Source organism: Magnetospirillum sp. XM-1 (genome assembly GCF_001511835.1).
Classification (GTDB): Bacteria; Pseudomonadota; Alphaproteobacteria; order Rhodospirillales; family Magnetospirillaceae; genus Phaeospirillum.
On sequence record NZ_LN997848.1, the window covers coordinates 1572141 to 1592756 of the forward strand.

Genomic DNA, 20616 nt, shown 5'->3' on the forward strand with positions numbered 1-20616 from the left:
GGCGGCTTATTCTCCATTCAAGCGGTCGGCCAGGCTGTCCAGCAGCGTGGCGAAGGAATCGGCAAGGGTTTGTGCGAAAGTGGCGGCGCCGGCATCGTTTTCTCTCGCGGCATGCTCGGTGGCGGCCGCTTTTTCCCGCAGGCGGTCGGCTCCCAGATTGCCCGCCGTGCCTTTGACCGTGTGGGCCAGCATGGCCAATTCCGGCAGGTCGCCATTGACGGCGGCACGGCGCAGCTTGTCCGGCAGGTCGCCATGGGCGGAAAGCACAGTCTCGACCAGTTTGCGGACAAAATCCTTGCGCCCGCCATAGCGTGCTTCCAGCTTGGACCAATCGAAGGCCGGCGGCGGCGGACTGTCCTCTGGCGGCGTGGCGTGGCGCAGAACCACGGCGATCAGGTCCTCCAGCTCCACCGGCTTGGCCACGTGCTCGACCATGCCGGCTTCCAGGCAGCGTGTCCGTTCCTCGATCATGGCATGGGCCGTCAACCCGATCACCGGCAGGGACGGAGCCGCCGCCGCCATGGCGCGCGCCAAACCGTAGCCGTCCATTTCCGGCATCTGGACGTCGGTCAGGACCAGATCGAAAGCCGCTTCCCCCTGCCGCAGCACCTCGTCGAGGGCGAGGCGGCCATTCTCGCACAAGGTGACTCCGGCCCCTTCCCCCGTCAGCATGTCGTCCACCACGAGGCGATTGATCTCATTGTCCTCGGCCACCAGCACCCGCAGACCGCTCAGGCGCTTGTCCGTCCGGTGGACCGAGGCGGCCGGTTCGGGCTGGGCCAGGACGGCCAGGAGGTGGCGGGTCCGCACCGGTCGCTCGGTGACGGCGACATGGTTGACGAACCGTGCCGGCAGGGGGCCGTGAGCCGGCGGAACCACCGCCACCAGACGGCCGCCGCGCGCGAGTATCGCTTGGGCCTGGTCCCCCGAGCGGGGATCGTCCAGCACCGCGCGGTCGACCACCACCAGACAGTCGTCGGCGGAAACATGGTCGAGCTTCGTCTCCACCCGGCAGTGGGGGAAGGCGCGGGCGACGATGGCCGATTCGGCCGCCGGCAACCCCAACAGCAGCAGATCGGGCAGGGGCCTCGGCTCGCGGGCGGTTGCATCGTGGATCGGCAGGCGCACCGTGAATGTGCTGCCCTGGCCGACCACGCTGCGCACGGCCACCGAGCCGCCCATCATCTCCACCAGCTGCCGCGAGATCGCCAATCCGAGACCGGTGCCGCCGAACCGGCGCGTGGTCGACAGGTCGGCCTGCTCGAACGGCAGGAACAAACGGTCTGCCGCCTCGGCGGCGATGCCGATGCCGGTGTCGCCGATGTCGAACACCAGCTGGTCGGCCTGCCGCGAGACGGACAGCGCGATGGCTCCGCCGTCCGGCGTGAACTTGGTGGCGTTGCTCAGCAGGTTGACCAGCACCTGCTGCAGGCGGGCCGGGTCGCCCAGGCAGGATTCCGGCAGGTCCGGGGCCTCCTCGACGGTGAAGGATTGGTGCTTGGCGTCGCCTCGCAACGCCACCAGCTGTACGGAGCGGTCGATGACTTCGCCCAGAACCATGGGAATGCTCTCGATGGTCAACCGGCCGGCCTCGAGCTTGGAGATGTCGAGGATGTCGTCGAGCACCGTCAGCAGGCCCTTGCCGGATTCCATGATGCGCTCGAACTGCTGCCAGTTCTTGCGGCCATGGGAATCCCGCATGCCGAGCTGGGCCAGCCCCAGCACGGCGTTCAGCGGCGTGCGGATTTCGTGGCTCATATTGGCGAGGAACGAGCTTTTGGCGCGGGTCGCCGCCTCGGCCGCCGCCTTGGCCTCTTCGAGTTTCCGTTGCGCCTCGCGGCGTGCGCTGATGTCTGTGACGAAGGCGATGACCTTGCCCGAACCACCCGACATGCCGGCAAAATAATACGCGGTCACTTCGACGGGGATGCTCCGGCCGTCGCGTGTGGCGCGTTCCGTCTCGAACCTCAGGCTTCCCTGCCGGCGAATGCGCTCGTTGATACGCCTGAACTCCTCCATCGGAACCGAGGGGGTGACGTCGGGGACGCCAAGGCGGTTGATCTCCTCGACGCTGTAGCCCAGCATCTTGGCGGCGGCCTCGTTGCTGTAAAGAAAGCGCCCGGTCTCGCAATCGATCCAGTGAACGCCGATGCCGACGCTGTCCATGGCGAACTCGATGTCTTGCAGCTTGCCGTAGGCGGATTTCAGCTCGGCGGTGCGTTCGTCGACCAACTGCTCCAGATGGTGGCGATGCTGCTGGATTTCCGCCTCCAGGCGCTTGCGCTCGGTGATGTCCTCCTTGACCGCGACGTAATGGGTCATGGTCCCGTCCGGCTGCCGGATGGGGGTGACGACCGCGAACTCGATGTACTCTTCGCCATCCTTGCGCCGGTTATGGAACTCGCCCTTCCAGGTCTCGCCCCGCCTCAGGGCCTGCCAGAGCGCCGCGAAATTCTCGGGCGCCGTCTTGCCCGACTGCAGGAGGCGCGGGTTTTGGCCGATGACCTCGTCCCGCGTATAGCCGCTGATTATCAGGAATGCGTCGTTGACGTATTCGATCGTCCCGTCCAGGTCGGTAATCACGATGCTGTCCGGGCTTTGCTCGACCGCCAGGGAGAGCTTGCGCACGGTTTCAAGGGCGGATTCGGCGCGGGCCCGTTCGGCCTGCGCGTCTTCCATCAGGCTGAGCGCCGCCAGTTGGGCGTGCCTTTGCTCGTCAAGGGCGGTCCGCAAGGCATCCTCGGCGATTTTTCGCCGTGTGATGTCTTCCGAGAAGATGACGATACCCCCGACATCGCCGCCGGTGGTGCGCCACGGCCGCAATTCCCAGTGCAGCCACAACACGCTGCCGTCGTCGCGTTCGAAGCGGTCCTCGGCCGCGGACGCGACCTCGCCGAACAGGCCGCGCCGATATATCTCCTTCCAGCGGTCGGGGGTGTCGGGGAATATCTCATAGTGCGAATGGCCGAGAACCTCCCGGTCGCCGAGGCCGTAATCGCTCAGCCAGCGATGGCTGACGGCGATGTAGCGCATGTCGCGGTCGAACATGGCCAGAGCCGCCGGTGCGTGGTCGACGAGCAGTTGCAGGCGTTCCTGGCTTTCCTGCAAGGCCGCCGCCATCCTTTCGGCGGAGCGGCGCGCCGCGTTGACGTCGTCCAACTGATTGAGCGTCGCCAGCCGCGCGGCCTTCTGCTGGTTGAGAAGGAGGCGCGTGACCTGTTCCGCGCGGTGACGGGCGGTGATGTCGAGAAAGCCGGTCAGCACGCCTTCCGGCACCATGATGCCATTGATCTCGACCAGACGCTCGCCCCCATCCTTGCACACGACACGAAATTCACCGATTTCGATGCTGCCGTTGGTTTCGGCCGATGCGTGCAGGGCGGCGTCCCATCTGGCGATCACTTTGCTGCGGTAGGCCGGGTCGGGATAGGCCAGCGACCACCACGCCTCGATGGTCGGTATTTCCGCCGACGTATAGCCGAAAAGCATTTCGAAGCGGCGGTTGTGCGCAAGGATGCGACCGTCGGGGGCGGTCAGCCGGAAGGCCGCCGGCGCATCGTCGAACAGGCGCCGGAACCGCTCCTCGCTGTCCGCAAGCCGCTCGCGGTTTTCCCGGTTCTCGGCGAGGCGCAGCTGCGCCAGCCTGGCGTAGAGCGCCCCATTCTCCTGCAGCAACATGAAGAAGACCAGGCTGCCCGCAACCAGCCCCTCGGCGCGTCCCAGATACCAGCCGATGTCGAAACGGCTGTGATTGAGCACGGCGGCCAGGGCGCTGTCGAAGATCCAGATGCAGACCGTCACGGTCAGCCACAGATCCAGAAGCGTGCCCAGCCGGCGGCGCCACAACGCCGTCGCGGCGGCCAGACTCAGCAGCCAGGTGAGATTGGCGACAACCTGCTTGTTCGAGGCGTCCAGGTCACCGACCATGATCCGGGGCAGCCAGTCGTGGCCCGCCGTAGCCAGCAGCGTCAGCCCCCCGGCCAGCGCTGAGGTCGTCAGAGCCATCGTCCCGATGGCGGTGGAGATATTGGCCGTTGGCGGCAGCGCATCGTGCCGGCCGCCACGGAGCAACGCGTAAGCCGCGATGCCCAGGGGGAACCCGCCGTGCCAAAGGAAGTACAGCCAGGCCGTGGTCTGTACCCCGGCCCCGAGCAGCCCGGTCGGGGCGAACAGGCCGGGAAAGCTCAAGGCATGGGCGATCGCCATCAGCACGTCGAAGAAATAGGCGCCGGCGAGCACCAGCAATGCGCGCGAGCGCAGCAAGCGGAACTGGCCGAGCAGCAACACGGCCGTGATCAGCGAGATTACGATGTAGGCGGATTGGTAGAGGGGCAGAAAGGCCCAGTACTGCGGCCATTGCACCTTGGCGAAGGGCGCGGCGGCGAGAAAGCCGGCGGCCGCCGCGGCAAGGACCGCCAGGGCGATGCGGCGCTCCCCCGGTTCGGGGGGGATGGTGGCCAGGCACGGGGGCTCCGCCGACTCGAGCGCGGCCAAGGACGCCGTATCGGAGGGGGCGGTCACTCGGGCACCTCGTCCGTGAAGCCCATGGCATAGGGTGGTGCGCGGCCCAGTTCCTGGGCCAGCGCATTCACCTCGCGCTTGAGTTCGATCATTCGCAGCTCGCGGCCGACCGTCAGCTGATCGAAATGTTCCAGCTCCTCGTTGCGATGCCGCAGGTCGTCCTCGACGCGCTTGCGCGCGGTGATGTCCTGCATGGTGCCACGCAGGGCGACAACCTGCCCGGCGGCGTCGCGGATGGCCTGTCCACGCACGGTGACCCAGTGGTGCGTGCCGTCCGGGCGCACCAGTTCGGCATCGCATTCGTATGGCAATCCGTCGGTCACGGCTCTTTTCACCATGGCGGAAAGCCTTGCCCAGCTTTCCGCCACGAAGTACGGCTCCATTTCGGGCAAGGCGACTGGCGGCAGCGCCGGATCTCGCCCAAAATACGTATGGATTTCCTCCGACCACGTCTGTGCGCCCGAATGCGGGTCGCAACTCCAATGCCCCAGGCTGGCCAGGGCCTCGGCCTGACGTAATTGCGCCTCGCTTTCGCGCAACGCCGCCTCCGCCGCCTTGCGCTTCGAGATGTCCTCGATCACCGAGATGAAGTGGTCCGGGACGCCATCGGGCGTGCGAACCAGCGAGACGGTCAGATTGGCCCAGATGACGTCGCCATCCTTGTGGAGATAGCGCTTCTCCATGGTGTAGGTGTCGATCTCTTTCGCCAGCATGCGACGAACCAGTTCGAGGTCGGCATCGAGATCGTCGGGGTGCGTGATGTCCTGAAAGGTTTTGGCCAGCAGCTCTTCCCGGCTGTATCCGATGATGGCGCAGAGTTTCCGGTTGACGCGCAGCCACCGGCCATCGGGGGCCACCAGGGCGATGCCCACCGCCGCCTGGTCGAAGGTGGCGTCGTAGCCCGCGCGGGCAAGCTCCTGTGTCTTGCGCAAGCGCTCGAAGAACCAGGACAGAAGGCAGCCCTGGAGGACGAAGATAACGATGGCGAAGATCGACGACGCCTGTTCCAGCGCAAGGGAAAAGCGCGGCGGCATGAACACGGACCAGACCAGCAGCGCGCTGATCAGCGTGCCGCCGATGCCGCCTCGCTTGCCGCCAAGCCAGGCGGAACCGAAGGCGGTGGGGAAGAACAGGAACCACACATAGGGTTTGATCAGGTCATCCCACAGCAGCAACTGCAAGCCGCAGGCGGCGAAAGGAAGCAGCAGGGCAAGCAGCAGGCGGGGCGTCATGACGTCGGCCTTCCGTGCTCGTCTTGCAGAAAGGACAGCGGATAGGGCGGGGCGCGGCCGAGTTCCGCCGAGAGGGCGTTGATGGTCTTCTTCATGGCGAGGATGTCGATCTCCCGGCCGACCATGGCGCTGTTGAAACGCCTCAGATCCTCGTTGCGCGCCATGAGGTTCGCTTCGATGGACTTGCGCTCGGTGACGTCAACGACAACCAGCAGCATGTCGGCGCCCAGATTCCGCCTGCTCAGGAGCACTGTCTTGGTTGAACCGTCGCGGCATCGCACGGTTTGCTCGTGAAACTCCATGGATGACGAATGGCCGGATTCGCCTTTCCAGTTATTGGCCCGGTCAAGGGATTCGAATTCACGCTGCTGCGGATCGACCAGGACCAGTCGCCGCCAGTCCTCGACCGTCTGCATTTCGGCGGGTGTGTAGCCGAACAAGTTGATGAAGGACGAATTCATCAGCGCGATGCGCCCGTCCCGGTCGCTGGTCGACAGGGCGATCGGCGCGTGCTCGAACAACTGCCGGAAACGCTCCTCGCCCTCACGAAGGGCGACACCGGCCTGTTTGCGGTCGGTGATGTCGTGGTTGATCCCGTGCCGTCCCAGATGGGCGCCATCGGCGGCATGGACCGGCCAGCAGCGGTGGGCCACCCAATGTATGGCGCCGTCGGGATGGACGACGCGGAATTCCATCTCCCCCACATGGTTGTCCGCTTCGGCCAGATGCCTGACATAGGCGTCCCGGTCGTCGGGATGGATGATGGCGGTCATCAGGTTCGGGTCCGCCAGGAAATCTTCCACCGCACGCCCGAATACGTGCCGGCAGGCCGGCGAGAGGTAGCGCAGGCGCTGCTGTGGATCGGCCCAGAAAATGACATCGATGGCGTTTTCGGCCAGCAGGCGGAATTTCTCCTCGGAATCGCTCACCTGATGGAGGAGGAGCTCCATCTCTTCCGCCCTGTGGCGCAGAGCCTCCTCCGCCTGCCGCCGTTCGGTGACATCGACGAAAATGGCCAGCGCGCCGTCATCGACGGCAATGCCCGAGACCTCGAAAAGGCGCCGGCGCCCGTCGCCGCAGACGATCCAGACCTCGGCTGGCGCGATGGGGCCCCGTTCAGCGATGGCTTGGGCAAGCCTTTCGCTCCACGAGGCCTTCGCCTGCTCCCGGTATTCGGGATCGGGATAGGACTGGCGCCACCAGTCGTCGATGGTGGCAAGCTCCGTCGCCGTACGGCTGAACACCGAATCGAAATGGCGATTGCGGGCCAGAATCCGGCCGTCAAAGGTCGAGAAGCCGAGGGCCACGGGCACCGCCTCGAACAGGCGGGCGAAGCGCTCCTGGTTGTCGCGGATCTGCTCGGCCGCCAGGTCGAGACGCTGACGGACCCGGACGATTTCGGCGATGGTCGGGGCCGCCGCGTTTTCCTCTCCGTCGGCCAGGCTCGAGATCTGGCGATCGATGGTGCGGCTGGCCCACAGGCCGCCCAGAACGCTGCCGCCTCCGGCCAGCAGCAGGCCCAGCCCCAAAAGGATCGAGGCGGCAATCGCCGGTGCATTGCGGACGTCCCGGGGAATGGTCAGCGCCACCGTCCATCCGGCGACCGAGGATGGCGCCGAAAGGTGATTGCGGCCGTCCGCCACGTCGTCCCCGCCGCGGCCGCGCGAGGCGATTGTCGAGCCCCGGCCGTCCCGCACGGCGAGCGACCACCCGGCCGGCAGCCGCAGCCGGTCGAGGTGCTGCTGGAACTGCCCCGTCTCGATGGTGGTCAGAACGATGTGTCGGGTCGCGGCGCCCGCTCTCACGGCCGGGACGGCGATGGCGATCAGGGGGCTTTTCGATACCGGCCCCATGAAGGAGTCCCCGACGACCGGCTTGCCGGTGGCCAGGGCCTCCGGGGCGGCGGCCCTGCCTTGAGGGCGCGGCAATGGCGGCAGCGGCGTGCCCAACGGTTCGCGGGTGTTCATCACCATGCGCATGGGATCGCCCGTCTCGGCCAAAATCACATGGCTGCCGAAGCCGGCCTTGAACTCCTGGGCCAGCCGATAGAATTGCGGCCACAACGCCGGCTCGTCGAGCAGCGGGGAATTGGCCAGCATGCCCAGCGCCCCCAGGCGCGAGGACAGCTTCTGATCGATCTCGGCCATCACGTCCCGGACTATGGACTCGGCCTGTGCCTCGCTCTCGGCCTCCCGGTCCCGGATGGTGAGGGCGCCCAGGACGACCGCCAGGGCCAGCAAGGGGGCGCCGCTCAGCAGGATCAGCCTGACCAGGTAATTTCGCAGCCTCATTCCCTTGACCATTCCACCGACGGTCGAAGACAAGGAGGATATGTGCGGCGCACCGTCCGTATTCATCCCCCTGGCGGGAATGCGGAACATGGCCATGCCAAGAAGAGCCGCGGTAACGGTGACGAAGGCCAGGCCCTTGATCTTGGCGAATCGGGTCATGGTCTCGGGGTCCAGCAACAGCGCCATGACCGAGTCCGACACGAGAATCCAAACCGACGCCCCGATTGCGTAAGCCAGGACCGTGACGACCACGAAGCGGGTACGAGAGGGCATCATGACGGCATCTCACATACTTCGCATGAGGCAAGCCATCCCTGGCTGGCTCCTTTGGTTCGGAGCGGAGTCTGGACCCAGGCGCTCCTATCCTAAGTCGCAGACCTCGCAATCATCGTATTAATACCAAAGGAATATAAACGCGACAACAGATGGTGGTAAATGAATTTGCCGCGTATCATGTCTGGATTGTGAATGATGCCTCAGCCCCAGGGCTGAATCAACTCTTGGGCGATGCCTGTCCGCCGTTCCGATTGGGGCTCAAGGCCCTTGTAAACGCTCGCGAATGCTCACCTCGCCGTAATCCGGGCCGGGCGGAGCGCTATGGTGGGAGGCTGGATCGTTCTCGCGAGTTTGCCAGGGACCGTCGGAGCGGACCGCCGGAGGGCCCAACCTGGACGTAGAACCGCTCTTGGCAGTTCTTGGCTCGCTGAGAAATTCGCGTGGCGTCCCCTACGGGATTCGAACCCGTGTCGCCGCCGTGAAAGGGCGGTGTCCTAGGCCTCTAGACGAAGGGGACGTCGAGGCGCGAGGGCGACTTGATAGCCGCCCCGGCGGGGAAAATCAAGGCCGTATTCGGACTTTTTCGTATCAGCGTGCGATTGCCGCGTCGTCGACGATCAATTGGACCGACGAATTGCCCTGCCAGGTGTCGACGCGCAGGGTTCCGGCTAGGTGGAAGGCGGCGCCCGCCGAGGACAGCAGGGCGTGGCCCATCTCGGAATCGGCGGCGCGGAAGGCGATGGCCTTCAGGCGCTTGCCGCCGGCGCCGGCCAGCATCAGGCGCACATGGCCCGAGCCCACCACATCGGCCCTGGCGATGCGGGCGCCCGAGATGGCGAAGCGCGGTTCCGGGTTGCCCGAGCCGAAGGGGCCGACCTGGGAGAGGGTTTCCACCAGTTCGATGCCTGCCGCGCCGGCGTCGAGCGCGCCGTCCAGTTCCAGCAGCGGCACCAGCTCGCCTTCCAACTGGGCCTGGAGGCGTTCGGCCAGGAAGTCGGACAGCGCGTCCAGCTTGTCGCAGGCCACGGTGAAGCCGGCCGCCATGGCGTGGCCGCCGCCGGCCCGAAGCAGCCCGGCCTGGCGCGCCGCGATGATGGCCGAGCCCAGATCGAGGCCGGACACCGAGCGGCCCGAGCCCTTGCCCTGGTCGCCTTCCAGCGCCACCACACACGCGACGCGGCCATAGCGCTCCTTGAGCCGGCCGGCGACGATGCCGATGACGCCGGGATGCCAGTTCTCGCCCGCCGCGATCAGAAGGGGACGGCCGTCGTCGGGGCGGCCTTCCACCTGTTCGATGGCGTCGTACAGCACGGCGGCCTCGATCTCCTGGCGGTCCTTGTTGTAGCCGTCCAGCTGGCGGGCGATCTCGGCGGCCTCGGCCGGATTGTCGGTGGACATCAGCCGGGTGCCCAGCTCGGCCTCGCCCACCCGGCCGCCGGCATTGACCCGCGGCCCCAGCACGTAGCCGAGCGTATAGGAATCGGGGCGCTCCTTGACCCCGGCCACGTCGGCCAGGGCGGCGAGGCCCACATTGCCCCGCCGTGCCATCACCTTGAGTCCCTGGACCACCAGGGCGCGGTTGACGCCCACCAGGGGCACCACGTCGCAGACGGTGCCCAGCGCCACCAGGTCGAGCCAGCGCATCAGGTCGGGGGCGGGGCGCGACGCGTACCAGCCGGCCTGCTTGAGGCCGCGGTTGAGCCCCACCGCCAGCAGGAAGGCGACGCCCACCGCCGCCATGTGTCCATGGGGGCTGGTCTCGTCCAGGCGGTTGGGGTTGATCACCGCCAGGGCGGCGGGCAACGCCGTCTCTCCCACATGGTGATCGACGACGATCATGTCGAGGCCGGCCTGGGTCGCGGTCTCCAGGGCGTCGAAGGCGGTGGTGCCGCAATCCACCGTGACCACCACGCCGACCCCCTCGTCCTTGAGGCGGAGCAAAGCGGGGGCGTTGGGGCCGTAGCCCTCCTTGATGCGGTCGGGGATGTAGACCCGCGTGCGGGCGCCCATGCCGTCCATGGCGTTTTTGAGCAGCGCCGACGAGGTGGCGCCGTCCACGTCGTAATCGCCGAAGATGCCGATGGTCTCGGCCCGGGTCACCGCCCGGACCAGCCGCTCCACCGCCTGCTCCATGCCCTTCAGATGGCCGGGATCGGGCAGGAGGTCCTTGAGCGTCGGGTTGAGGAAGCGCTCGGCTTCGTCCAGGCCCACGCCGCGCGACGCCAGGACGCGGCCCACCAGTTCCGGCAGGCCGAGGCGCTGGGACAGCGCCAGGGCGAGGCGTTCGTCGCCGGGCCGCGCCAGCCAGCGCCGCCCGGACAGCGAGCGCTCCACCCCCAGGAAGGCGGGCTGGGTATGGCTCATGCGGGCAGATGGCTCCGGCTGAGGTCGTGCTGGACGCTTAAGTGGCGGATGGTGCCGGTGGCCGAGCGCATGACCAGGGAATGGCTTTCCGCCCGGTTGCCGGGGAACAGGCGGGCGCCCTTCAGCACATGGCCGTCGGTGATGCCGGTGGCGGCGAACATCACTTCGCCGCGCACCATGTCGTCGATGTTCCACTTGCGCCGCGTGTCGCCGATGCCGACCCGGCGGGCGGCGGCGTGATCGGCTTCCGAGCGGCACAGCAGGCGGCACTGCATCTGGGCGCCCAGGCATTTCAGCCCGGCGGCGGCCAGCACGCCCTGGGCGGCCCCGCCCGAGCCCATGTAGACGTCGACGCCCGAGCCGGGCAGGCCGGCGGCCAGCGCGCCGGACACGTCGCCGTCATCGAACAGGGTGACCCGCACGCCGGCGGCGTAGAGGCGCTCGATCAGCTCTGCGTGGCGGGGGCGGTCGAGAACGCTGACGGTCAGTTCCGAGATGGTCAGGCCCTTGGCCTCGGCCAGCCGCGACAGGTTCTCCTCGGGCGTGGAATCCAGGTCCAGCAGGCCGGCGGGCAGGCCGGCGCCGACCACGATCTTTTCCATGTAGGAGTGCTGTGGCACCTTGAGGAAGCTGCCTTCCTCGGTCATGGCCACTACCGACAGGGCGTTGTGGGCGCCGCGCGCGCAGATGGAGCGGCCCTCCAGCGCGGTCAGCACGATGTCGACCTTGGGGCCCTTGCCGTTGCCCACCTTCTCGCCGGTGTGCAGCGGCTGGCTGGGGTCGTCGCCTTCGCCGTTGACGATGACGCCTTCCATGGCCAGGCCGTTCAGGGCGTGCTGCATGGCCGAGCAGGCGGCCTGGTCGGCGGCGCGTTCGTCGCCACGTCCGGTCTGGCGGGCGGCGGCCAGCGCGCTGGATTCGGTGACGCGCACCACCTCCAGCGCCAGGTTGCGGTCAAGGACGGGCAGGGTGGCGGAATAAATGGACATAGCCCAAAGCCTTCACAGGGACTCGATACGGATCAGCTGCAGGTCGGTGACCGAGACCAGCGCCCGGATGCGCTCGACGGCGCGCAGCATGGAGGCCTCGTCGGTCTCGTGCACGGTCATCACCACCGGGACCACCTCGGACGGCGCGCGGCCGCGCTGGATGATCTGCTCCATGGAGACCTTCTCCTGCTTGAGCGCGGCGGCCACGTCGGCGAACACGCCGGGCTCGTCCCTGACCATCAGGCGGATGTAATAGGCGCTGCGATGGGCGCCCGAGGGGGCGGCGGGCCGGGGCTTCAGCGCCTCGACCTTCAGGCCGAAGGTGGGCATGGTCCGGCCCGAGGCCAGGTCCATCAGGTCGGCGACCACGGCCGAGGCGGTGGGGCGCGCACCCGCGCCCCTTCCTTCCAGCACGGTGCGGCCGACGAAATCGCCCTCGGTGACGATGGCGTTGAAGGGGCCGCTCACATGGGCCAGCGGGAAACTCAGCGGCACCATGGCGGGGTAGACGCGGGTCTCGACGCCCTGGTCCGAGACCGAGGCGACGCCCAGGAGCTTGATGCGGTAGCCCAACTCGTCGGCATAGCGGATGTCCAGCGCGCTGACGTTGCGGATGCCCTCGCACGACACGCCGTCGATATTGGTCGGCATGGCGAAGGCCAGCGACGCCAGGATGGCCAGCTTGTGGGCGGTGTCGGTGCCGTCGATGTCGAAGCTGGGGTCGGCCTCGGCATAGCCGAGCGCCTGGGCCTCGGCCAGCACGTCGGAGAAGTCGCGCCCCGTTTCGCGCATGGTGGTGAGGATGTAGTTGCAGGTGCCGTTGAGGATGCCCATCACCTTGGTGACGCGGTTGCCGGCCAGGCCTTCGCGCAGGGACTTGATCACCGGGATGCCGCCGCCGACGCTGGCCTCGAAGCCGATATTGCCGCCCTTGGCCTCGGCGATCCGGGCCAGTTCCAGCCCATGGTGGGCGATCATCGCCTTGTTGGCGGTGACCACGCTCTTGCCCCGTTCCAGCGCCGTCCTGACCACGTCGAGCGCGATGCCCTTGGCGCCGCCGATCAGCTCGACCAGCACGTCGTAATCGCAGGTCTTGGCCATGTCGCGGGCGTCGGCGAAGAAGGCCACGCCGTCCAGCGGCAACTCCGGCGGCTTGACCAAAGCGGCGGCGCCCACCAGGGCCAGCGGGCGCCCGGCGCGGGCGGCCAGCAATTCGGCCTGGTCGTGCAGCAGCTGCACGGTGCCGCCGCCGACGGTGCCCAAGCCGGCGATGGCGATTTTGAGGGGATTGGCTTTGGTCATCGTTCCGTTCCTGCCATGCGCTGTTTTTCGGAAGCCTCGAGCACCTGTCCGGTGTTGCCGAGGAAGGTCTTGATGTTGCGCACCGCCTGACGGGTGCGCTGGACGTTTTCCACCAGTCCGATGCGGACGTGGGAATCGCCGTATTCGCCGAAGCCGATGCCGGGCGCCACCGCCACCTGGGCCTCGCGCATCAGGAGCTTGGAGAATTCCAGCGAGCCGAGATGGGCGAAGGCCTTGGGGATGGGGGCCCAGGCGAACATGGTGGCGGGCGGGCTGGGGATGTCCCAGCCGGCGGCGCTCAATCCCTCGATCAGGGCGTCGCGGCGGCCTTTGTACAGCGCGCGGATCTCGTCGACGCAATCCTGCGGACCGTTCAACGCGGCGGTGGCCGCCACCTGGATGGGGGTGAAGGCGCCGTAATCGAGATAGCTCTTGATGCGGCCGAGTGCCGCGATCAGCGTCTTGTTGCCGGCGGCGAAGCCGATGCGCCAGCCCGGCATGTTGTAGGTCTTGCTCATGGAGGTGAACTCGACCGCGATGTCCTTGGCGCCGGGAATCTGCAGGATCGAGGGCGGCGGGGCCACGTCGAAATAGATCTCGGAATAGGCCAGGTCGGACAGGATCCAGATGCCGTGATGGCGGCAGAACTCCACCACCTGGCCGTAGAAGTCGAGATCGGCCAAGAGCGCGGTGGGGTTGGACGGATAGTTCAGCACCAGGGCGATGGGCTTGGGCACCGAATGGCGCACGGCGCGGTCCAGCGCCTTCAGGAATTCGGCGTCGGGGGTCACCGGCACGAAGCGGCACGAGCCGCCGGCGATGATGAAGCCGTAAGGGTGGATGGGATAGCTGGGATTGGGTACCAGCACGATGTCGCCGGGGCTGGTGATGGCGTTGGCCAGATTGGCCAGCCCCTCCTTGGAGCCCAGCGTGACGATGCACTCGGCCTCGGGATCGATGTCGACGTTGAACCGGCGCTGGTAATAGGCCGACAGCGCCTTGCGCAGGCCGGGGATGCCGCGGCTCATGGAGTAGCGGTGGGCGCGGGGATTGCGGGCGGCTTCCACCAGCTTGTCGACGATGTGGGCGGGGGTGGGCTGGTCGGGGTTGCCCATGCCGAAATCGATGATGTCCTCGCCGGCGGCGCGGGCGCGGGCCTTCATGGCGTTCACCTCGGCGAACACATAGGGCGGAAGGCGCTTGATCCGATGGAAGTCGTGCTGCTGGCTGCTCATGGGCCGAACCTAATCTGCTGCGAGGCCCCCCTCGAAGGGGACCCTAATGCGGCAGCGGTTAAGAATCGATGGCTATTTGAACGGACCCAGACATGCACGCCTGGAATCCGTTCAATTCAGCCGGGCCATCAGTATTCGATGGAGACCTTGGCGCCGCTGTCGTCGAAGGCGGACGGCGCCACCGGGTCGGCGGCCACCATGATCTTGCGGGCGGGCACGCCCAGGCTGGCCAGCGACTTGGCCACCGCCCTGGCGCGGCCCATGGCGACGGAAGCGTCGTCCTGGCCGACGAAGGACACGGCGCCCGGCGAGGGATAGCCGACGATGCGGACCACGCCGCCCGTCTGCTTCTGCAAGGACGCCACTTCGCGCAGCTGGGCGCCGTCGGCGGCGGTGAGCGCGCCGCTGGGGCCGAATTGCAGCGAGGCCACCTCGAACTGGGCGGCGGGGCCCTTGGGAGCCACCATGCCCTTGGCGCCGCGCAGGCCCTTGGGGGGCGTCAGGTTGACGGCCCGCTCGCCGGTGTCGGCGGCGAACTGGGGTGAACGGCTCATGCCCACCGGCGGCTGGGCCGGCACGGCGTAGGTATGGGCCGGCTGGTTGTACGACGCCTGGGTGCGGGGCGCCGGAACGCCGGTGAAGGGGTCGCCCTTGTTGGTGGCGACGGCGGATTCGGCCAGACGCTTCTGGAAATGCTCGGCCAGCAGGCCACGGCGGGTGGGCACGCTGTCGGGAATTTCGGCGCGGGCCGGCGGGCCGCCGGGAGCGGTCCGGGGCGGAGCGCTGGGGCCTTCGTCGCGGGCGGCCTGCATGCGGCGGTCGAGCGACGGCTGGTAGGAGCCCTTGCCCGACGCGTCCTGGGCGGCGGCGGGAGCCTGGGCCACCTGGGGGGGCTGCGCCTGGGCGGGGGCTTCGGCCACCTGGGTCTGGGTGGGCTGGGTCTTCTTGGCAAGCTGCTTGGTGGGCGCGGGTTCGCGCCGCACCGATTCGGCGTATTTGGCGTTGCCCTTGTCTCCGGCCAGGCCCTTGCCCGACGGGGCGGTCTTGGCGCCGGCCTCGTTGACGTTGGGGAACGAGCCTTCGGGGCGGCGGGGCGCGGCCACCACGGGGGGCTCGTCGCCTTCGAACACGCCGGCGACGCCCTTGTACCACTCGACGGGATTAAGGGCGTCGGGAACGTAAGAGCAGCCGGCAATCAGAGCGGCGATAGCGACGCTCCGGCCAACGGCCAGAGTGCGGCGCTCATGACGACGGCGCCAAGCCTCGATGCAATCGAACATGGACGAACTGCTGCCCCCGGTATCGAGAAACTATTTTTGTCTGGACCGATTTTTACGGCAAGTTCACGTTTATCAGGCCATGGTTCGAAAGTATATAGGTCTATGGAACGGGCGGAAAGGATGGGCGTGCATCCGCCGGACCGCCGGGCGAGGGGACAAGCTCCCCATAGCCGTGTATGGTTGCACTCTGGATGCACCGTAAATTAAGGGGAAGCTGATGGCTGAGCAGACGGGCGCCGATTCCAAGATGATCGATCCGGCGGAACTCTCCAAGGCGATGACCAACATCGCCGAACGGTCCCAGCGCATCGTGACCGACTTTCTCACCCGTCAGGCGGCGGACCCCTCGGCGGCCACGGCCGATCCGCTGAACATCGGCAACGCCTTCATGGAGATGACGGCCAAGCTGATGAGCGACCCGGCCAAGCTGGTCGAGGCCAATCTCAACCTGTGGCAGGACTACATGTCGCTGTGGCAGAACACGGCGCGCCGCATGATGGGCGAGGAGACCCAGCCGGTGGTTGCCCCCGATTCCGGCGACCGCCGCTTCAAGGACGAGATGTGGCAGGAAAACGAGATTTTCGACTTCATCAAGCAGTCCTACCTGCTGTCCGCCCGCTGGATGCAGGGCATGGTGAAGAACGTCGAGGGCCTGGACGACCACACCGCCAAGAAGGTGGACTTCTATACCCGCCAGTTCGTGGACGCCATGGCGCCCAGCAATTTCGTCCTGACCAACCCGGAGGTGCTGCGCGCCACCGTGGAGAGCCGGGGCGAGAACCTGCTGAAGGGCCTCAACAACCTGCTGGACGATCTTGAGCGCGGCAAGGGCAACCTGGCCATCAAGATGACCGATTACGACGCCTTCAAGGTGGGCGACAACATCGCCGTCACCCCGGGCAAGGTGGTCTTCCAGACCGACCTGATGCAGCTGATCCAGTACGATCCCACCACGGAACAGGTTCTGGAAAAGCCGCTGCTGATCCTGCCGCCGTGGATCAACAAGTTCTACATCCTGGATCTGCGGCCCAAGAACTCGCTGATCAAGTGGGCGGTGGACCAGGGCCACACGGTGTTCGTCATTTCCTGGGTCAACCCGGACGAGAAGCTGGCCCACAAGGGCTTCGGCGACTACATGCTGGAAGGCCCGCTGGCTGCCATCGACGCCATCGAGAAGGCCACCGGCTCCAAGCAGGTCAACGCCGCCGGCTACTGCCTGGGCGGCACGCTGCTGGCCTGCACCCTGGCCTATCTGGCCGCCAAGGGCGAGGACCGCATCGCCTCGGCCACCTTCTTCACCACCATGACCGACTTCAAGGAGCCGGGCGAGCTGGGGGTGTTCATCGACGAGGAGCAGCTCTCGGCGCTGGAAACCCGCATGAACCAGGCGGGGTACCTGGACGGCCGCGACATGGCGACCACCTTCAACATGATGCGCGCCAACGACCTGATCTGGTCGTTCGTGGTCAACAACTACCTGCTGGGCAAGGATCCGTTCCCCTTCGACCTCTTGTACTGGAACTCGGATTCCACCCGCATGCCCGCCGCCATGCACAGCTTCTACCTGCGCAAGATGTACCAGGAGAACCGGCTGATCGAGGCCGGCGGCATCGAGCTCAACGGCGTCAAGATCGACCTCGGCAACATCAAGACCCCCATCTACATGCTGTCGACGCGCGAGGACCACATCGCGCCGTGGCAGAGCACCTACGCGCTCACCCAGCATGTTTCCGGGCCGATCAAGTTCGTGCTGTCGGCCTCGGGCCACATCGCCGGCGTGGTCAACCCGCCGGCGGCCAACAAGTACTGCTACTGGACCAACACCAAGAAGCCCAAGAACCCGGAAGTCTGGCTGGCCGGCGCCACCCAGGTGGACGGTTCGTGGTGGACCGACTGGCAGAAGTGGGTCGAGAAGTTCGCCGGCAAGCAGGTTCCCGCCCGCGTGCCGGGCTCGGGCAAGCTCAAGGCCATCGAGGCCGCTCCGGGCTCCTATGTCCGGGTTAAGGCGGTGTAGTCCACCGGTCTCGGCCGAACGTTAGAGAAAGGCGGCTCCTGCGGGGGCCGCCTTTTTTGCTGTGCGGACGGCGCGGATGGCCGGGTCGAGCCCGGCCATGACGCAAGGGGGGGGAAGGGAAGGGGCTACGTCCCGATGGCGGGCAGCGAGATGGTGAAGGTGCTGCCTTCGCCGGCGGTGGAGGCCACCCGGATCGAGCCGCCGTGGCGCTCGACGATCTTGCGGCACACCGCCAGGCCGATGCCGGTGCCTTCGTACTGCCCGCGTCCGTGCAGGCGCTGGAAGATCATGAAGATGCGTTCGAAATATTCCGGCTCGATGCCGATGCCGTTGTCGCGGATGGCGATGTCCCAGACGTTTTCCGAGCGTGTGGCGTTCAGGGTCACCACCGGCGCGCGGTCGGCGGAGCGGTATTTCAGCGCGTTGCCGATCAGGTTCTGGAACAGGCGGGTCAGTTCCATGCGGTTGCCGTGGGCGATGGGCATGGCGGTGCCGCAACTCACCGAGGCGCGGCTTTCCGCGATGGTGGCCGACAGGTTGGCCAGGGCGTCGGCGATGACCTCGCCCAGTTCCAGGTCCTCCATCTCGCGGTCGGCGTGGCCGATGCGTGAATAGTCCAGCAGGTCGCGGATCAGGATGTCCATGCGCCGGGCGCCATCCACGGCGAAATGCAGGGATTCGGCGATGTCGTCGTTCAGCTTGTCCTTCAACTGGCGCTCGAGCAGTTGCAGATGCCCGGTGATGGCCCGGAGCGGCTCGCGCAGGTCGTGGGAGGCCACATAGGCGAACTGCTCCAGTTCGGCGTTGGAGCGCGCCAGGTCGGCCAGGGCCTTCTCCACCGTCTTCTGGGCATTGCGCTGCAAGGTGACGTCGCGGGAGAACACGGCGATCCGGCCGATGGTTCCGTCCGCATCGCCGATGGGATAGACGCGGTTGTCGAAGATGGCGCCGTCCCGTTCGTCGTGGGTGTGAAGCGGCGCCTTCGCCTCCAGCACTTGGCTGAGCTGGGCGCGGCGGGCTTCGGCCAGGGCGGGCGGCAGCCAGTCGAAGAAGCTGGTTCCCGCCATGGCGGCGGGCGTGCGGGCGAAGCGGGCGGCCAGGGACTCGTTGGCGGCCAGGATGCGCCCCTCGGGAGTGAGCACCAGGGCACCGTCGATGGTGGCGTTGAGCAGCGTCTTGGACAGTTCCTCGCTGTCCCTCAGGGTCTGCTCGATCTGCTTGCGCCGGATGATGCCCGCCAGGGTGTCGGCGACCATCTTGAGGAAACGCTCCTCCTCTTCCAGCCACTGGTGATTGTGGCCCACATAGGTGTTGAGCACGCCGAGCAAGTCGCTGCCGTTCATGATGGGGACGCAGTAGTGACCGTGCGCATGCATGTCCGCCACCTGGATGTGGTGGCGTTCGTCCACATGGGCGGCGAAGATCACCTCGCGCCGTTCGGCGGCGGTGCCGCACAGGCATTGGCCGAGGCGGATGGTCGCACAGCTCTGCGCGATGCTCGGCGCCAGATTGTGCTCGGCCGCCAGCCGCAGGGTCTGTCCCCCGGGCTCGGTCAGGAAGATGCTGCCCCGCTCTTCCAGGTTGAGCCAGGGCAGGCTGAGGATTTCCACCAGGGAATCATGGAGGATGTCGGCCAGCGGCCGGTCCTCGAGGGAATGCCGCAGAATGCCGCCCAGCGCGGTGGTGACCGCCAGGCTGCGGGCCGCCTCGCTTTCCACCCGAATGCGCCGGGCGATGTCGCGGAACAGGGTCACCGCGCCGGTGATGTGGCCGTTTTGGATGATGGGGGCGCTGGTGAACTCCACCGGGATGGAGGTGCCGTCGCGCCGCCAGTGGACGTCGCGGGGAATGTGGCGGGTGTTGCCGTCGTGCAGGGTCTGCCACACCGGGCAGGCGACGGCGGGAAATTCGCTGCCGTCGGCGCGGTGGTGATGAACCTCTTCATGCAGGTTGAGGCCGATACCCTCGGTCTCGCCCCAACCCAGCAGGCGGCGCGCCGTCTGGTTGATGAAGGTGATCCGCCCCTCGGTGTCGACGCCGCAGATACCTTCGCCGGCCGAGCCGAGAATCAGCTCCAGGCGGCGGCGGGCCTCCTCGGTCTGGGCATGGGCTTCCGCGACGGCCAGGGCGGTGCGGTGGCGGTTTTGCCAGCCGCGCAGGAACATCGCCGCCATCGCCAGGCTGAGCAATGAAAAGGCGGAAGCCAGAATCACCAGAATGCGGACCTGCCGGTTCCAGTCGGCGAGATAGTCTTCCTCGGCCAGGCCGACGACGACCCACAGGGGCATTTTGCCTACGCGGTTGACGTGGACGCTCCGCTTGATGTTGTCGATGCCGGAATGGGCGCTATAGGCCGCATTGTCCGCCCCGGACTCGATCACGGCGCGCAGTTCCGCCGATGGCTTGGGCGCCTTGGCCAGCACGCCGCCGGGACCGTCCATATCGGGGGCGCGGGCCAGGGCCGACGGCCCGTCGTCCCACAGGCTGACCACGCCGCGGGGGCCGACATTGACGCTGTTGAAGCTTTCGGTCAGCCGGTCCAGCGGCACCGCCACATGCACGTCGCCGGCGAAGGAGCCGTCCGGGTGGTCGAGACGGCGGCTCAGCGTGATCATCCAGGTCTGGGCGGCGCGGCCCAGCACCGGCTTGGAGATCACCAGCCCGGCGTTGGGATCGTCGCGCATCTTGATGAATTGCGGCCGGTCGGCGATGCTGGCCTGGGCCACCTTGATGCCGGTGACGCCGTGGCGGATGATCCCGGCCGCGTCCACCACCCGCAATCCCAATGCCTCGGGCATGCGCGCGTCGTGGCGGCGCAGGACCTCCTCCAACTGGGGGGTGTCGATGCCGCCCGTCCGCTCCTGACGGCCGATCTCGTCGGCCACGGCCTGCAGGGTGATGTCGATCTTGGTGATGGTTCCCAGCAGGCTGGTCCGCAGCACGGTGGACAGGTTCTCCACCTGCTGGTCGGCCATCTGCCGGTGCTGCTCCTGCCCGATGGAGATGATGGTCGCCACGACGGCGGCGATGGCGAGGTTGAGGGCCAGAACGGCTGCGAACAGGCGAAAGGCGATCTTCCCTGTCTGCGGCGCGTGCGTTCCGGGAGATTGTT

General features: G+C 67.2%; 10 protein-coding genes and 1 tRNA gene. 1 reads left to right on the top strand and 10 read right to left on the bottom strand.

Going from position 1 to position 20616, the window contains the following annotated elements; translation table 11 throughout:
- Nucleotides 1–6: 6 nt before the first annotated feature.
- The 9 genes from XM1_RS07405 to XM1_RS07445 all read right to left on the bottom strand — a co-directional run bounded on the left by XM1_RS07405 (nucleotide 7) and on the right by XM1_RS07445 (nucleotide 15490).
- Nucleotides 7–4521: a PAS domain S-box protein gene (locus XM1_RS07405; RefSeq protein ID WP_068432073.1), complete on the bottom strand. Its 4515-nt coding sequence runs from the start codon at nucleotides 4519–4521 to the stop codon at nucleotides 7–9.
- Nucleotides 4518–5753 (bottom strand): PAS domain S-box protein, encoded by a 1236-nt coding sequence (locus XM1_RS07410; RefSeq protein ID WP_068432075.1) that lies wholly within the window; start codon nucleotides 5751–5753, stop codon nucleotides 4518–4520. Before XM1_RS07410 ends, XM1_RS07405 begins: the two co-directional genes overlap by 4 nt.
- Nucleotides 5750–8320: a PAS domain S-box protein gene (locus XM1_RS07415; RefSeq protein ID WP_068432077.1), complete on the bottom strand. Its 2571-nt coding sequence runs from the start codon at nucleotides 8318–8320 to the stop codon at nucleotides 5750–5752. Before XM1_RS07415 ends, XM1_RS07410 begins: the two co-directional genes overlap by 4 nt.
- Nucleotides 8321–8761: 441 nt before the next feature.
- Nucleotides 8762–8837: transfer RNA gene (locus XM1_RS07420), tRNA-Glu, on the bottom strand.
- Between the two features lie 71 nt (nucleotides 8838–8908).
- Nucleotides 8909–10684 (bottom strand): single-stranded-DNA-specific exonuclease RecJ, encoded by a 1776-nt coding sequence (gene recJ, locus XM1_RS07425; RefSeq protein ID WP_068432080.1) that lies wholly within the window; start codon nucleotides 10682–10684, stop codon nucleotides 8909–8911.
- Nucleotides 10681–11673 (bottom strand): class II fructose-bisphosphatase, encoded by a 993-nt coding sequence (glpX, locus tag XM1_RS07430; RefSeq protein ID WP_068432083.1) that lies wholly within the window; start codon nucleotides 11671–11673, stop codon nucleotides 10681–10683. Before glpX ends, recJ begins: the two co-directional genes overlap by 4 nt.
- A gap of 12 nt (nucleotides 11674–11685) precedes the next feature.
- On the bottom strand, nucleotides 11686–12975 hold the full coding sequence (locus tag XM1_RS07435) for a homoserine dehydrogenase (protein WP_068432086.1): 1290 nt from the start codon (nucleotides 12973–12975) through the stop codon (nucleotides 11686–11688).
- Nucleotides 12972–14210 carry an LL-diaminopimelate aminotransferase gene (locus tag XM1_RS07440; RefSeq protein WP_068432089.1) on the bottom strand — a complete coding sequence of 413 codons (1239 nt, stop codon included), beginning with the start codon at nucleotides 14208–14210 and terminating at the stop codon, nucleotides 12972–12974. Before XM1_RS07440 ends, XM1_RS07435 begins: the two co-directional genes overlap by 4 nt.
- 128 nt (nucleotides 14211–14338) lie before the next feature.
- Entirely contained in the window at nucleotides 14339–15490 is a 1152-nt protein-coding gene (locus XM1_RS07445; protein ID WP_068432092.1) for a hypothetical protein, read from the bottom strand.
- A 217-nt stretch (nucleotides 15491–15707) separates the two neighbouring features.
- On the opposite strand from XM1_RS07445, the gene XM1_RS07450 reads away from it, so the two are divergent.
- Nucleotides 15708–17504 (top strand): alpha/beta hydrolase, encoded by a 1797-nt coding sequence (locus XM1_RS07450; RefSeq protein WP_068432095.1) that lies wholly within the window; start codon nucleotides 15708–15710, stop codon nucleotides 17502–17504.
- 125 nt (nucleotides 17505–17629) lie between these two features.
- On the opposite strand, the gene XM1_RS07455 is transcribed toward XM1_RS07450, so the two are convergent.
- Entirely contained in the window at nucleotides 17630–20521 is a 2892-nt protein-coding gene (locus XM1_RS07455) for a PAS domain-containing protein (protein WP_231920722.1), read from the bottom strand.
- Nucleotides 20522–20616: the final 95 nt, after the last annotated feature.

Coding starts and splice junctions, on each gene's coding strand:
- XM1_RS07410 (WP_068432075.1), bottom strand. CDS start 5,753: ATGACGCCCCGCCTGCTGCTTGCCCTGCTGCTTCCTTTCGCCGCCTGC.
- XM1_RS07415 (WP_068432077.1), bottom strand. CDS start 8,320: ATGATGCCCTCTCGTACCCGCTTCGTGGTCGTCACGGTCCTGGCTTAC.
- recJ (WP_068432080.1), bottom strand. CDS start 10,684: ATGAGCCATACCCAGCCCGCCTTCCTGGGGGTGGAGCGCTCGCTGTCC.
- glpX (WP_068432083.1), bottom strand. CDS start 11,673: ATGTCCATTTATTCCGCCACCCTGCCCGTCCTTGACCGCAACCTGGCG.
- XM1_RS07435 (WP_068432086.1), bottom strand. CDS start 12,975: ATGACCAAAGCCAATCCCCTCAAAATCGCCATCGCCGGCTTGGGCACC.
- XM1_RS07440 (WP_068432089.1), bottom strand. CDS start 14,210: ATGAGCAGCCAGCAGCACGACTTCCATCGGATCAAGCGCCTTCCGCCC.
- XM1_RS07445 (WP_068432092.1), bottom strand. CDS start 15,490: ATGTTCGATTGCATCGAGGCTTGGCGCCGTCGTCATGAGCGCCGCACT.
- XM1_RS07450 (WP_068432095.1), top strand. CDS start 15,708: ATGGCTGAGCAGACGGGCGCCGATTCCAAGATGATCGATCCGGCGGAA.